Below are 14975 nucleotides of genomic sequence, written 5' to 3'. Positions count from 1 at the left end.
ATGATAAGGGATAAACCCTTGGGATAAGTCTAAAAAATGATACGTCTATTCTCTATTTCAATTCAAAGGTAACACCTTCCCGCCTACCGAATAAGTATCTTACTGTTACTTACGCCCATACTTTATTCAATTTTCAATTAAGAACTATATATATTTCACGCATTATTCGTGTTCCTGAATTCTAGTAATAGCGAAAAGAAAAAAATCCATCCCAATCGACAAGCGATCAAGATGGACTTTATATATCTGCTGATATTTAACCCAAGATAAAATCTTGTGCTAGTTTCTTATAGATTACTTAGACTTATAGAAGATATTTTTCTTAAGTATGTAACACTATCAAGTTTTATAACGCTTACTCCATTCTTAAGTGGTTTTTCACTTCTGATATATTGATAATCACCCATTACTTTATTCGAAACCGTAATTATTGTTTGTCCTTTTTCAAACTTAAGTTCTGAATATCCATTTGCTTTTAATATACCTCTTAATTCATTGATATAATTAACATCTATATTTAAGTTTTTTAGTGCTGAAATGTATTGAGAATCTATAGTATCATTTTGATAAAATAGAATCCAATTTTTTTCTAATATTCTGACTGTATCTTTTTGAATCACCCTGAGTTGACTATTTATTAATTCGAAATTAGTAACTTTAGAATTCCAAGTGCCTATTTTAATAAGATCTGGATGTCGTAAGTATTCTGCACTAACAGAAATTGGATATCCTTTGGATAATATCAATGTAGTATTCATTGACATATCAATCTGGAAATAATTCAACAATAATTTTTCATTCGAGTTCAGTAAAAAATTGTGATCAGTCGAATAGGCATTTATAAGAGTTTCTTTATATTTCTTTTTTTCATAATCATTCAACCAAGGATCAAAGAATGACAACTTAAAAATTGAACCTAATAAGAATACCAATACTAAAAATTTAAAAATCTTCAGAAACAAAGTATCTCCAAGCGTTTTAAAATATGGCTTGTTTAAAATCTCTTCTTTTTTGATTTTTGGAGCGTCGGGATTGTTTTTGGTAAATGCCGTATCTTTTTTGTTTATTTCTCTTTGGTTGGTATAAAATTCTTTAGGCTGTCGCTCATAGTTTTCCTTGTTCATTCCGAATCCCATATATCCCATATGATCATACTTTTGTCAGGTTAATGTTATAAATATTACGACAACTAGAGACATTAGTTAAAAAATATTAAATAAAGTTATATAAAAAACATTATTTCTAAAATTCTCTGGCTTGAGTTTAGAAAATGAAGCGATAATTTCATCACAAGTGTGAATTATTTGACCATCGATCTACCAAGTCAATTTTGTCTTGAGGACTTGCCTGTTTTTCTTGTCGATGCCCCATAAGATATTTTTATCCAACCTACCCTAGCGCAGGTTTGCAACCTGTTTGCTGGCATATCAACTACTTTTATCAAAGATCTAAAAAGTGCCTTAACTTATGCCAAGACTTTTGAATATTATCTATCAGAATTGGGAACAAGTTGAAAACTTGATCCAGTGTTCTTTAATCTAAGCTTAGATCATTTGGGTTTACTTTTGATGTACCTTGAACTAGTGTCGCTTTCTAATCATACTGTGGACTAGAAAGATTCTTAATTTTTATAAATAGGCTTTATTAATTCAATAGACTGATACTTGCTAGAATCAAAAGATAAATAATGCACCTCCTGTAAATTATTTGATTTTTTTATTGAACTATCATGTATAGGAGGATACTCGATTCTAAAATTAAAATTAGACTCCTTTAATAATTGTGTATCAACATGATTAAAATAAAATTTATACCCACTCCAGCAGAAAGAAATTGCAACTTCTTCATTATCATATATAGAGTTAGGCAATGATTCTATTTGGCAGCCATAGCTCTGTTTAAAAAGACATTTTTTATCTAATGATTGAATTTCTAATTCATACTTTTCATTACATAAATCTATATCACCTTTTCCCTTAATTTCTAAATTAATGTTAATATTATTAATTTGAGGAATATCAACATTACATGTAAATAACGAATAAATTATACTAATCATAAATAATAATTTCATAACTACTTATTTCCTATTTCAACAAATTGCTTTAATGAAAATGTTCCTACATCCCCATTTTGATTATAAATAGTAACTTGCCACTTCTAGCTCCCAGTACAAAATGATTTCCATTTCCTTGCACATTAGTATGACTAGCTGCTGTCCGTCCTATCTCCAGAAGATGGTGTTTGTCTAAATCCTTTTCCGTTATTAACTCCATTATATAATACCCTCGCTTTACTGGACCAAGAGTTAAACATTCTTAGTTGATTTTTCATTCCTAAAATTTTAGAAAATTTAAACCAACTATTATATTGAGCTATTGGAATGTGGGTAACTTTAGGTGCTTGCACCGCTGAAAAGTTATCCATATTTCAACAGCCATTAGGCAGCATTCAACTGAAAAACCTCTTTAGGTTTTAGTCTATCGATTCCTTGATGATCCCTACTATGATATCGTTCTAGCAAATTACAAACCCCTCTTATAAGCTGAGTCCATTATCAGCTGGATTGAGATAAATATGGTTATATTTTATCGTTCGCCAAAATCGTTCAATATAAATATTATCTAGCGCTCGTCCTTTTCCATCCATACGATTTTAATTTTTTAATCCTTGAGGTAATCTACATAAGCTTTACATATGAATTGAATTCCTTGATCACTATTCAATATTTCAGGTTTTCCATGCACTTCAATGGCTTTTTTAACAACATCCAATGAATGATTGGCCTCTAAAGAATTACTCAAGCCCCATCCAACAATATACCGACTATATACATCAATAATGGCTGTCAAATACATAAAGCCTGAAGCCATTGGAATATAGGTTATATCAATCTCCCAGACTTGATGCACTCGAGTAATCTCAAGATCACGAAGAAGATAAGGGTGTATATACTTAACTGCTCCTAACTTAGAAAGATTCTTTTTGGGGTAAATAGCATAAATACCGGCTTTTCTCATTAAACGTCTTACCCGTTCATAAGAGGCTAATATTCCATTATCTCTTAACATAGACTGCATGGTAAGTACGCCTGCTGTTGGCTCTTCAAGAATATGTCATCCATTTTCCGCATGATCTCTAAGTTCTCCTGAGATTCTCCTTTTGCTGTGAAATAGTAACTAGAGCGTGCTATTCCGAGGAGCTTACATTGCCCTCGAATGCTTAATGAATCATTTGAATTCACAAGGAGTTTGAGGTCTATAGATGTCCCAACTTCTTCAAGTTTTTTTTTAGAAAATCATTTTCCAACTCCAAACGACCAATTTTATTGAACAAATCATTCGAGTTAGGCTCTTGGTCTAGTTTTTCAAGGGTATTATACCTTTTGATAATCTGAGGAGTCATTTTTTGTCAAAAAATTTGCAAGGTTTTCTGGTGATCTGGAAATAAAATATGGAGCGTTTTTATATTCTTCAGGAAATTTATTTTGAGCCAACAACTCGATTGCCCCAAGAATAAAAAGTATAAAAATAATTAAATTTACAATCAATCTCATATGCTAAGACGCTAATATAGATTAAAATATAACACTTAATTACTATTTATTAATTATAAATAGTAAAAAATAATTACATTAAAGCATTATTGAATCACAATTCACTGGGACATATTAATATGAGAGAATTTGGAAAGACACCTCGTCAATCAATATTTAAGAAAATATTAAATATTATAGGCTTTTTTACAGGAGGAGGATCTGGAGGAAAATATGAAGGTTTCAGAGGCCATAACGACAGAATGGAAAATAGACGAAGGAAAACTCTATTTGACAGGTAGAATGATTTAGCTACCTTAACATAACAGCCTTTACATAAAAAGCTTCATTTCCTAAACCTCGCTGGCTTGAGTTTAGAAAATGAAGCGATAATTTCATCACAAGTGTGAATCATTTGACCATCGACCTACCAAGTCAACTTTGTCTTGAGCACTTGCCTGTTTTTCTTGTCGATGCCCCATAAGATATTTTTATCCAAGGGGTCCAAAGCAATTCCCTGGCCTTTGATTGACGATTCGAACGTATGCTCCCAAACGAGCTGAGAGCCGATACTTGGTATCGAAAGCACATAGAGTTCAGAGTGATGATGATGCGTAGCCAAGATTCGTCCGTCTTCCATAAATATTCCACCCGAGATGCTATACGGCGTGGTGCGTTCCACCAGTTCTTTCGGCAAAATCCAAGCGCCTACTTTTCGCCATTCCTTATCGAATTTCACTAGTTGCGTCCAGCTGACATCTCTGTTCCTCTGTCTATTATGATCTCTATCGTAATGGGCGAACATGACGTAAAAATGGCCCTCATATTCATCAATCCACGTAGCCGATCCAAATTCTATCCCAAAACTATGATTGCCCACATGCGTCATCGTCTTCGGGTCAAAAATCTCGATAGTGCTGGACATCGGTATCTGAGGATAATTCGAATGAGCGCAATAGACCAAGGAGTCTATCAATATAGCGCTATTGAGATGATCCAAGCGCTTGTCTGTCCACACAGCCAAACTATCGCCGGTTTGCTTGTCGCGTTTGATTATCGTGCGATTATCCACCACAAAAAAAGCGTCATCTGTCGCCACCACTGCTTGCCTTGCTTTCGGCGCGTCGAATTGTGATATCAACTCTGACTGCTGAGCATTAGCGATTGTCGCCATAGCCATCCACGATAATAAAAGAATATTTCTAAGAAACATAATGGTCAATTTCTGATCAAAAAAAGTGATCCCCGCATATTACGCGGAGGATCGATTAAAATAGACTATAGATTGAATTTCGCACCGATTGTGACAGTCGGTCCGTATTGTTCCGTTTGGTGTAAAATGTGTCCGGCACTGTAAGGATTACCGTACACTTCTCTCTCTTTTTGATTGGTCAAGTTGTTCATTTGCGTAAATATCGACAAGTTTTCATTTATAGCGTAACTTGCCGACAAGTCAAGATGAAACTGTTGGCTGAAATAAATATCGCGTTCCGCTCTATCTGCCATTTCAATCAAAAGAGGCGCTCTGTAGTTGCCTGAGATAGCGATCATCAAACCGCTGTTAGGATTATCGTATGTCAAATTCAAATTGAAAATGTCTCTCGGACTATTTCCCATTTGAGTGACACGAACGATTTCCTCTCCTTCTATCAAGTTGCCGTCATCATCGATAGTATTTCCATTTCGAATGATTTTCTGTTGCGACCATGTGAATGTATAATTAGCCATCACGCTCATCCATTCCAACACTGGCACCCCCGAGTTGATAAATCTATGACTGTATGCAACCTCGAAACCAAAGAGCTTCGCCTGATCCGCATTCAAAGGCTTCGTAATCTCCCAAGGCTGGCCATCGATCATATGGTATTCTGTAGTGCTTACGATCTGCCCGTCAATCAACTTCGCAAAAGCTCCTGCGGTGAAGTATCCCATATTGGAAGTGTATCGTTCATAAATGATATCGAAATTTGTCGCTACCACCGGCTTCAAATCCGGATTGGATATGGACATCTTTCGCGCTTCATCATCGATCACTTCTCTTGGTATCAAGCTTGTAAAAGCAGGTCTAGCAATACCTTGAGTAACCGCCGCTTTCAAACTGTTTTGCTTGTCAAATTTATACACGGCATTGATGGAAGGCAGTATATTGACGTAGTTGCTTCTGTCATTCAACGTTTGAACAAATTCACCTGAATTATACTCATCAAAGATATAGTGGTTAGCCGTATGCTCCATTCTCGCACCGATCAAAGTATTGAACTTGGAAGTCCAAGGCAAGTCCGCCATAATATAAGCGGCGTTAATTTGCTCGCTTGCGTAATAGTTATTATTCAATACGCTATTATTCGCCTTCCAATCACCTAAAGGCAAGTCATTGAATGCCGCGTCCCTGTACGTAACACCTTCATTGAAAAAGTCAGGCGCGTAAATCTTCACTTCCTCAGTCGGGTCAGCCGTGAAACGCGTAGCTTGCCTGTCTTTTGTTTTTTTCCAGAATTTGTAGCCGGTCTGAAGGTTTGTTCTTTTTCCCATAAAATCAATAGGGATTTTCAAGTTAGCCACAAATGAATTGTCTTTTTCAACATTAAGCATCTCGTCCTTGCGCACACCTTGCTTTTGTCCTCTACCGCCTTTCATATACAAAGGATCTTCAGGGCGAATCATCGTCTTCGCTGTTACTCCCCATATATCTTGTCCTTGAATATCCTCAGGACTCAATATTCTTCCAAAGTAATATTGCGTGCCGTCCGGCTCTTCCACTTCAGTGCTTATGTGGCTGTATTTATAATCAAACTCGATCCCATTATTGAACTTATGCTCACCGCCAATCTGATACACATCCATAGATGTGGACTTAAGCCTGTTTTGCACTTCGCGCACTTCATCATAAGCGGTAATCGCTCCGCCATCCACGCTATTCTCTTGCTCATCCCATCTTCGATAGTTGAAATCCGCTCTACGGCGTATACGATGATCCTCAAAATAATTCTTATTATATGATCCTCTGATCACATGATTCTCATTGAATCTATAATCCAGTGCTGTGCTATATCCATATCTCACACGCTTGACATCATAATCGTTGTATCTCTTCTGAATCAAAGAGTCAGCATCATCGATAAGGTATTGATTCAGCTCCGTTCCTCTATTGGTTTGATAATAACTACCATTGATCAATACTCCTAGTTTATTATCAAAAAACCTGTTGCCTATGAACATATTGTGCTGTTGTAAACCTAACCCTCCTCCGGCATTGTACTCATCGACATGAAAATTGCGACCGCCACTGGTCATCGCTTTGATCGTCAATTGTTCGGGAGCATCTTTCATGGTGAAATTCACCGCTCCGCCAATCGCTCCTCCATCCATATCCGGAGTAAGCGTCTTTTTCACCTCGATATTATCCATCAAGTCCACCGCCAGAAAATCCAAACTAGTCCCTCTATTGTCAGCACCACCAGGCATTGGAGTTCCATTCATCTGCATTTGGTTATATTCTGAACTCACGCCACGTATCTGAATATCAGCTCCTTCGCCTCTGTTTCTATTAATGGAAATCCCGGGAATACGCTGCAAAGCCTCGGAACCATTTCTATCCGGCATCGTTCCAAACTGCTCAGAAGAAACAACATTCTTGATCGAGATCGAATTCATTTGCTCATTCAAGGCTTTCGCTTGTCCTCTCGACGCGTCTCCATATACAACTATCCCTTCCAATTGAGTGGCATTTTCCTCCATCACCATCTCAATGCTTACTGTTTGGTTTTCTTTTACTTGAATCGATTGTGTTGCATCATCATAGCCAAGATAATGCGCTATAATTTCGTATTCACCCGCCGGCACTCCACCTATGGAAAACTTTCCGGATAAATCCGTCACTGTCGAAAATTTAGTATCCTTCACATACACATGGGCATATGAAAGCTCATTGGCTTGAGCGTCAATGATTCTACCGCTTATTCGGCCAACGCTTTGCGCCAACACTTGCATGCCAATTATCGAGAGAAGAAATACTAATAAAGAACCCTTAAAAAACTGATTCATGATTATTAACTTATTGATTGATTCATATACATGACTCAAATTCAAGGCTTGACCTAGTATCCCTTTCAGTTTCCAAATATTTAAGCTTACATTTCCTTAATGTTAACAAAAGAGTATTTTAGCAAAGCTTTTTTAAATGATGGTTAATTATACTTATCCAATCAAGAACGATCTTTAAACAATTCAATTTTTGCTTTACTCAAAAATTAACTGATCATCCGTGTTCGCGAAATTTTTCAAATTCTTTTTCCATAAAATCCGTAGCCAAAGACATTTGCTTCTGAACTGTATGCACTGATATTCCCAGCTTATCCGCGATTTTTTGGTAAGGAAGCCCTTCAAACTTATTCAAGTTGTAAATCATTTTTCTTCTAGGCGGCAACTGATTAATCAATTCCTTCAAATTCACATAAAGCTCTTCAAAATGGATTTGTCCTTCCACGCAATTGGTGTCGGCAACATGCTTTACCTCATCCAAATGCACATTTTTATAAGCGTTCTTCTTCAATCGATCCAATGAGCCATTTCTTACCACTCTTCGCATATACGCCAAGGGAGTTTCCACATTTTGAAGCAAATGACGGTTTTCCCAAATGTGCATGAACTTTTCATTCACCACTTCTTCAGAACTGGGCCTGCATCGAATCAAGCCAAAGCTCAATTCGATAAGCTGTTGGTAATGCCTATGAAAAAAAATATTGAAAGCTCCTTGACAGCCCTTTTCTATTTTACCAAATAAAAATACGTCCGTGTGTTCAGTTGTATTCATCCCCTACTTAGTTGTGTTAAAACTTAAGCTGAAATTATCCGAAGACAATTACACGGGAATTACATTAAGTCCTTTCTTGAATTACATCTGAAAAATCAATGATATATTTAACATTACAATAACAGTAGCCTTGAAAAATTTTAATCAATCAAATGAATTGACATGAACTAAACAGCCATGACTATTTACGATTTATCAAAGCAAATTCTTCGTAGCATTCCAGCAACTTCACTTGAACATCATAAGCATTGCTCTCCAACAAGAACTTTTCATCCAAATAACAAAACTTCAAAAACTCCTTTGCCAAACTATCGCTTTCTATAGCTGTCATCTGTTTCACCGTCTCAATATTATAGTAAAGCTCAACTCTATTCCACTTTGATTCATTTTGCTTGATCTTCTTAAACTTTTCTTTTTCCTTGTCTTTATAAAAGCGCTTGGTAAAATTGATTTTCATGCTTACCGGCATGCGAATTCGCAATTGAGATTCTGCCAATTGTCTTTGTTGAGCAACTTCAGAAGGCAATTTATCCAATACTTCCGGATCAATTTTAAAGGAGAATTCTTCCTCTTCCGGAGGCCTGTACCGCAGCACTTCTTTTTTAAAATCCTCCGCATCTTCCGGTATGCCAATAACAACCACTTCCCTTAACATAGTGGAAGATGGTTTCATCACGATTTTCAAATCTTCCTTATCATCATCCGCCCAAATTTTCACTGTGGCAAAACCCATGCTTGTAAAGTTAATCGTGTCAGATGATTCTATTAGCAATAAAAAATCACCATTCACATCCGAACTCACGCCAGCAAAAGGTGAACTATTCGGAAAGACATTCGCTCCAAAAAGCTCTTCGCCTTCTTCATCAAAAATTTTTCCTGAAATTTCTAGTTTATTTTGAGCATGAGTGACAAACAACAAATGCATAAATATAAATAGTAAAGCATATTTTATCATTTTTATTTTCAATCTAGCCTTTCACTCATAAAAAATCATTTATACAAGAATAAGTTTAGTTAAGCCTTGTTAAAAAGGTATTCAAAAGCATGATTATGAGCGAAAAGTCAATCATGACTTTCCGCTCATATAATTATTTTCTTGTAGCAATAAAGCTAACTAAGTAATCGTTTTTGTTATCATCGTGGGAGATAACAACTTGCTTCGGGACAAAGTCAAATTGATTTGAGACAGGCTTCAATGTAATTGTCTCATACGCTTTGATTGGGAAATTGCATTCTCCTGAAGTTTTCGCCATCACGACACCATTCTCATATGCGCACTCCCAATTCCAATGGTACAAATTACTTCCATCTTTCATCATAATGTTTCCGCTTTCATCCACTATCCTAACTTTCGCTATCGCTCTCTCATTCATTTCCTCAATCACTTCATAATAATGGTTATTATGAACACTCGGAAAATCCACGATAACTCTCCAGGGCTTTTTTCCATTTAGCTTCCACGTTTGATCAACAAACTCTCCTAGTCTTGAAGGATGATTTAAATATTTGGCTCTATCAGCGTCTCCGTATCCAGCAACACTTGTTATCCCGTAATATTGCATGCTAAAATATTTATTCTCTGAAGGTTGGGATTGTGGGTTATGATCCGAATTGTCGGAATACCCACCTCCAGCCGTATGCCTTGGCAAAGAGGGACTAAATCTGGAATTGCCAATTTGTCTCGTTATAATAATTCTTTTGCCTGAAGCTATTACATCTTCCTTGGTTGGGTAAGGATTGGTTTTGATCTGATCAAATACAAGGCCCGACAAACCCGACTTATCCATCAATTTGTCAATTTGCGAACCGCTTACTGTTGTTTCGAATTTCAAAAACACCATCTCTTTCGGATTTTCAAGAATAAAATCTCTTACTTCCTCAAGAACGTAATGAGCTAGACGACTGCCATTAGCTCCATTAGTCGCTTTGCCGTGATATACCGAGATATCTTTTTTAACTTTGAATGGAAAATGATACGTTGATTTCTCATGCACATCTATCTCAATGGCCCTAATTCCTTTTTGAAACTGCGATGGCAAATTGTCAAAAACATTTGACTTTTCGAATCGTCCTTTGTAATTATAAGAGTTGTGAGTGCAGGGAAAGGAAATTTCAAATAACTTTCTTTCTTCCTGAGGAACAAGCTCATAAACTTGAGAATTTATTGATGGATTTTTCGAAAGAGTTGAATAATCACGATTGTCATCAATCGAATTCAAATCTTCCATGGGACTTGAGCATGCGGCTAACCATGCTATTACAACTAGCCATGTTTTGTTGGTTTTCATGTTTGTTTTGAAATAAATATTAAGAAAATAAATACGGAACACATTTGATAGATATACAGCATGCAAAACATGTCCCGACTGAAAATATTTTCTAAAATGCAGAAAACGCATATTGATCAAAACTCCAAAAAATCAATTTTATATAGAAATAATTTAAAAGTAATACAACTCAAGAAAACAATTTATTTATTCAATGTTATAATACAACTATTTCATACTGATTAATGTTAGATGCTACTAACTTTCAGCACTTTCAAACTATTTTATAATGAAAATTAAATATTACTCAACACATAGTTAAATAATAATATTTTAATGACCTTTAAAACTTATTAATAATCAATCATTTAAAATAAAAAAAGCAAGCTGAACAACTCCAGCTTGCTTCTCAATAAATACTTTTTTTGTCAACCCTACGCTTCCACTAGCTTAGGCTCACTTATAGGCATAGATTCAGTCATCCTCAATTTCTTATCCGAAATCTTGATAAATCTAATCACAGAAAGCACAGCAACTACAGTCAGGCCTATAACAAGTCCCATCCAAACGCCAGAACTTCCCCAACCAAATTTAAAAGCCAAAACGTAGCCTGAAGGAATCCCAAGTATCCAATAAGCTATGAATATGAAAATTGCCGGCACCTTAACATCTTGCAATCCACGCAAAGCTCCCATAGCCGCAACTTGAACGCCGTCAACAATCTGAAAAACACCGCATAGCAAAAGCAATTGAGCCGCCATAGAAACCACTACAGGGTCGTCAATATATACTTTCGGAATTTCATTTTTAAATATCAGCATTACCAAGCAACTAAAAGTCGTCAAAGCTACGCACATCATCATGCTGACCATACCTGATTTTTTTGCATTCAATATCTGTTTTTTTCCTAAGAACGTTCCAACGCTGGCGCTAGCAGCAGCTCCTATTCCGGATGCAATCATATAGAAAATTGTCCCGAAATTAAGCGCGATCTGGTGAGCCGCTTGAGCAACGTCGCTTACCCATCCGCACATAATCGAAGTGAAGCTAAAAGCGCCTACTTCAAACAATGCTTGCGTTCCTGTTGGCGTTCCCAGCTTTAACAAAGTGCCAATTCTTTTTTTCGAAATTTTCACAGAGCCAAAATGCTTAATAACCTTACTGAATATTGGCGACTTGAACACGAATATCCCCATGCCTATTGGCATTACTATTCTCGATATCAATGTCGCAATTCCTGCGCCCAACAAGCCCATAGGCTCGAATCCAAAATGTCCGAATATCAAAACCCAATTGAAGAATATATTAAGCAAGTTCGAAGCAATCGTAATAAACATCGCCTCTCTAGTGCTTTGCATTCCCTCGGCCAATTGTCTAAAGCTTTGGAAAAACATCAAAGGCAATAATGAAGCGGCCAATACTAGAAAATAATCCTTTGAAAGCGTTGTCACTGCTTCGCTTTGCCCGAAAACATGAAGATTCTGAGCGACAATAAAAGCCAATCCAAAAAACAAAAAGCCTATTGAAGAATACAACAACAAGGAGTTTTTAAAATAAGAGGCCGCTTTATCGGATCTGCCAGATCCATTAGCCTCAGCGACCAAAGGACTTAACACGTATGTGATCCCCATCCCAAAAATCATGAATACGGCAAATACTCCGCCTGAGAATGACGCAGCGGCCAATGAGGATGTCCCCACTTGACCTACCATGATAGTATCCACTACCGTAACCATTACTTGGCCAAACTGGCTGAGCATGATAGGATAAGCTAATTTGAAATTCTGAGTAAAATGTTGTTTGGTATTCATCTTCACCATAAAATGTCCCGCAACCACGGAAGATGTTTCACATTGAGGCAATCTTATCACCAAAAACATTCGTCTGCTTTTGCGAGATCATCGTGCAGACAAAGAGAAAATCACCGATTATTGCCTCAGATTTTTTTGGGTATTTTCTATAACTTGAAAAGTAACGGACGAATTACGCAAAAATTACGCTTTAGAACTAATAAAATGCGATTTCTGTCTCCTCAGTAGCAAGTTCTTTGCATGACTACCTCCTCTATCATGCAGATAAAAGAAAAAAGAGCGCAATGCATCACGCTCTTTCTAATCGTTATTGAAAATATAAAATGGAACGATTTACATCTTCCATTTATCTTACCATTTTTTTCAATCTGATTTCAATTCATTATTAAATATCCATGAATTAATTATTTCATTTAATTCTCTGTATTTTATCAATTGGCAAAAAGCATTTAATTCATAACTTTGTCCTACAGTAAACACAGACTTATGAAGCATTTAATTCAAATATTAGTTTCAATATTATTTCTCGCATCTATCCACTCTTGCAAGACAGTGGAGATCAAAGATCTTGAAAGATTTTACACTTATGAAAAAAATGCTGTTCCTGAAGTCATAAGCAAAGGAGAAAAGGTCATTTTCATTAAAGACGAACCCATAGCGATCAAATACAATGTCAACGCTAAAAAAACCATCAAAAAACATTACAGTGGAGAATATGTCATTATCGACCGCATAGAGTTCAACGAAAAAAACTATAAAGACAGTCTTGACTACAGATACATTATGGAGTTTGAAAAAGAGGTTTCCACCGAGGTCAAGCAAGACATACATACTCTTGTCAATACGACAAAGAGCCAAACATACTTCACCTATTTCATCATTGACCGATGGACAAAAAACATTTACTCTTCAGGCCGAAGAATCAACAGCAATGACGCTATACATGATCTAAGAGCCTATTTAATCAATTTAGAGAAAGCCAGAGAAAAATAACAAACTAATTTCACTTGCTTAATTTATCGATTAGGCTAACTATGCGATCTACTTTTTCCTCTTCATTTTTTGCGTCAAGCACTTTTTCCACAGCCTTTCTCTTTTCATTTGGAGGCAGCCCGTTAAAATTGTCCAATACCCAAGAAGGTTCTTCTTTCAAGCAAAGTATGATTTCCTCGGGAACACATTGTTCATAAGAATCTTCGATCAGTTTTAAATCAACTGCGTCCCCCGCTTCCTTGCGAAGCCTTTTTCTTAATTTGGCATTAACAGAGAACATCAAGTTCCCATTGCCCATGCCCATCAACTTGACACGACTAAAGGATATTTCATCAATAACTCCGCTTACAGAGATCCAACCAAAAGGCCTTTTTTGATTTGAATCAATCTTGGGCAATTCAATATATGTCCACCCACCTTTGCCTTCGAACTTTTGCAATGTAAATCTGCCTTCTACCAAAGGCGTCCCTTCAAAATTTGCCATAAAGAATCCTAAACTTAATAAACACTCAATTATAGAACATTCGCGCTAAAGACAAAACATAAATGAAATAAAAAACTGTCTGCCGCTATTCCAAACAAACTAAACACATCGGTCAGAGTTGATCTAAAAAAAGCACTAAGAAATGATCAATAAGAACCAAAGTTCAGTTTGGGTAAATTCTATTTTGGCCTTGTGTCTGATATTTTTATTTTCATGCCAAAACTCTGATGACGCCACCCCAAACACTCACCTCAAGCTAAAGCAAAAAGTTGAAGGATTAGCCCCAGGCCAATATGCCAATATTCCCTTCGCAGTGAATAGAAACCTGCGCAATGCCAAAGTCAAAGTTTACATGAACGACTCTTTGGTTCAAGAAATAAGCACCGATACCATACATTACGACTCATTAAAAGTTTCACATATGGTACCATTGCAATACGCTGGCCAGAACGTCCAATACCAGATAGCATTGGAGTCCAATACCAGCGCGGCTGATATCACCTCGAATATTTATTTTGATGTTTTGGTCTACAATGCCGCAGGCTACAAATTTGTAGTTGACAATAGAACAACTTTAAACATCAACTTTTACAATAACAGAGTTTCGTTTCAAGGTGATCATGTATTAGTGGACGACTATTTCGGGTTCGCTTCCAATGGCTCAGATAACAGCAAATACGATGTGACTGTCAACACAGCGGGACAATTTGTGTACAACAACAAATCCGCAAGTTTTTCCTACTCTATCAACCTGCTCAATCATCACACTACTTATATGATCAGAGTTCCCAAGTCGCTCATCAATACCAGCGATATCAACACCTTCATTGAAACAGCCTATAATGTCGCTCAAACGGCTAAGCAAGAAACTCATATACAATGGGCTGACATAGCGGACTTTAATATATTTATCGTACATCAAGATGGCAGAATGGGAGTCTTCACTATTGAAAATGACTTTGTATATGACAAAAACATTAAATACAGAGGCATCAAACCTAGCTGATAAAAAATAGCAATAAAAAAACCGCCATGCTTGGCGGTTCTTTTATTAATATAAATGATTATGATT

At 36.4% G+C, this 14975-nt stretch carries 14 protein-coding genes; 3 read left to right on the top strand and 11 right to left on the bottom strand.

Going from position 1 to position 14975, the window contains the following annotated elements; genetic code table 11:
• Positions 1-287: 287 nt before the first annotated feature.
• The 4 genes from AABK36_RS21110 to AABK36_RS21095 form a co-directional block, all read right to left on the bottom strand.
• Entirely contained in the window at positions 288-1145 is an 858-nt protein-coding gene (locus AABK36_RS21110; RefSeq protein WP_309942252.1) for a hypothetical protein, read from the bottom strand.
• A gap of 476 nt (positions 1146-1621) precedes the next feature.
• The gene (locus AABK36_RS21105) at positions 1622-2074 is read right to left on the bottom strand and encodes a hypothetical protein (RefSeq protein WP_309942254.1); all 453 of its coding nucleotides are present in this window, start codon (positions 2072-2074) and stop codon (positions 1622-1624) included.
• Between the two features lie 589 nt (positions 2075-2663).
• A complete protein-coding gene (locus tag AABK36_RS21100) occupies positions 2664-3113 on the bottom strand; it encodes a DDE-type integrase/transposase/recombinase (RefSeq protein WP_309942319.1) in 450 nt (149 codons plus the stop codon).
• Positions 3114-3258: 145 nt separating this feature from the next.
• Positions 3259-3405 (bottom strand): hypothetical protein, encoded by a 147-nt coding sequence (locus AABK36_RS21095; protein ID WP_309942257.1) that lies wholly within the window; start codon positions 3403-3405, stop codon positions 3259-3261.
• Positions 3406-3675: 270 nt separating this feature from the next.
• Between AABK36_RS21095 and AABK36_RS21090 the strand changes: the two genes are divergently transcribed.
• Complete coding sequence (locus AABK36_RS21090) at positions 3676-3837, top strand: hypothetical protein (protein ID WP_309942259.1); 162 nt, start codon at positions 3676-3678, stop codon at positions 3835-3837.
• Positions 3838-3962: 125 nt separating this feature from the next.
• On the opposite strand, the gene AABK36_RS21085 is transcribed toward AABK36_RS21090, so the two are convergent.
• From AABK36_RS21085 to AABK36_RS21060, 6 genes are all read right to left on the bottom strand, one after another.
• A complete protein-coding gene (locus tag AABK36_RS21085) occupies positions 3963-4748 on the bottom strand; it encodes a hypothetical protein (RefSeq protein ID WP_309942262.1) in 786 nt (261 codons plus the stop codon).
• Between the two features lie 65 nt (positions 4749-4813).
• Positions 4814-7579 (bottom strand): TonB-dependent receptor, encoded by a 2766-nt coding sequence (locus tag AABK36_RS21080; RefSeq protein ID WP_309942264.1) that lies wholly within the window; start codon positions 7577-7579, stop codon positions 4814-4816.
• A gap of 214 nt (positions 7580-7793) precedes the next feature.
• Positions 7794-8348: a sigma-70 family RNA polymerase sigma factor gene (locus AABK36_RS21075; RefSeq protein WP_309942266.1), complete on the bottom strand. Its 555-nt coding sequence runs from the start codon at positions 8346-8348 to the stop codon at positions 7794-7796.
• A 181-nt stretch (positions 8349-8529) separates the two neighbouring features.
• Positions 8530-9273 carry a carboxypeptidase-like regulatory domain-containing protein gene (locus tag AABK36_RS21070; RefSeq protein ID WP_309942268.1) on the bottom strand — a complete coding sequence of 248 codons (744 nt, stop codon included), beginning with the start codon at positions 9271-9273 and terminating at the stop codon, positions 8530-8532.
• Positions 9274-9436: 163 nt separating this feature from the next.
• Positions 9437-10636: a phosphatidylinositol-specific phospholipase C domain-containing protein gene (locus AABK36_RS21065; protein WP_309942270.1), complete on the bottom strand. Its 1200-nt coding sequence runs from the start codon at positions 10634-10636 to the stop codon at positions 9437-9439.
• Positions 10637-11049: 413 nt separating this feature from the next.
• The gene (locus AABK36_RS21060; protein WP_309942271.1) at positions 11050-12495 is read right to left on the bottom strand and encodes an MATE family efflux transporter; all 1446 of its coding nucleotides are present in this window, start codon (positions 12493-12495) and stop codon (positions 11050-11052) included.
• Positions 12496-12912: 417 nt separating this feature from the next.
• Here AABK36_RS21060 and AABK36_RS21055 point away from each other — a divergent pair, with 417 nt between their 5' ends.
• Positions 12913-13419, top strand: coding sequence for a hypothetical protein (locus tag AABK36_RS21055; RefSeq protein WP_309942273.1), 507 nt, complete (start codon positions 12913-12915; stop codon positions 13417-13419).
• A 10-nt stretch (positions 13420-13429) separates the two neighbouring features.
• Here AABK36_RS21055 and AABK36_RS21050 read toward each other — a convergent pair whose 3' ends face one another.
• The gene (locus tag AABK36_RS21050) at positions 13430-13903 is read right to left on the bottom strand and encodes a YdeI/OmpD-associated family protein (RefSeq protein ID WP_309942274.1); all 474 of its coding nucleotides are present in this window, start codon (positions 13901-13903) and stop codon (positions 13430-13432) included.
• Between the two features lie 142 nt (positions 13904-14045).
• Between AABK36_RS21050 and AABK36_RS21045 the strand changes: the two genes are divergently transcribed.
• Positions 14046-14909, top strand: coding sequence for a hypothetical protein (locus AABK36_RS21045; RefSeq protein ID WP_309942275.1), 864 nt, complete (start codon positions 14046-14048; stop codon positions 14907-14909).
• The last annotated feature ends 66 nt before the right edge of the window (positions 14910-14975 follow it).

Origin of the sequence: Aureibacter tunicatorum, from assembly GCF_036492635.1 — a bacterium.
In the GTDB taxonomy this organism is placed as follows: Bacteria; Bacteroidota; Bacteroidia; order Cytophagales; family Cyclobacteriaceae; genus Aureibacter; species Aureibacter tunicatorum.
Note: the sequence above shows the minus strand (reverse complement) of the source record. Positions and strands in the feature narration are given on the sequence as shown.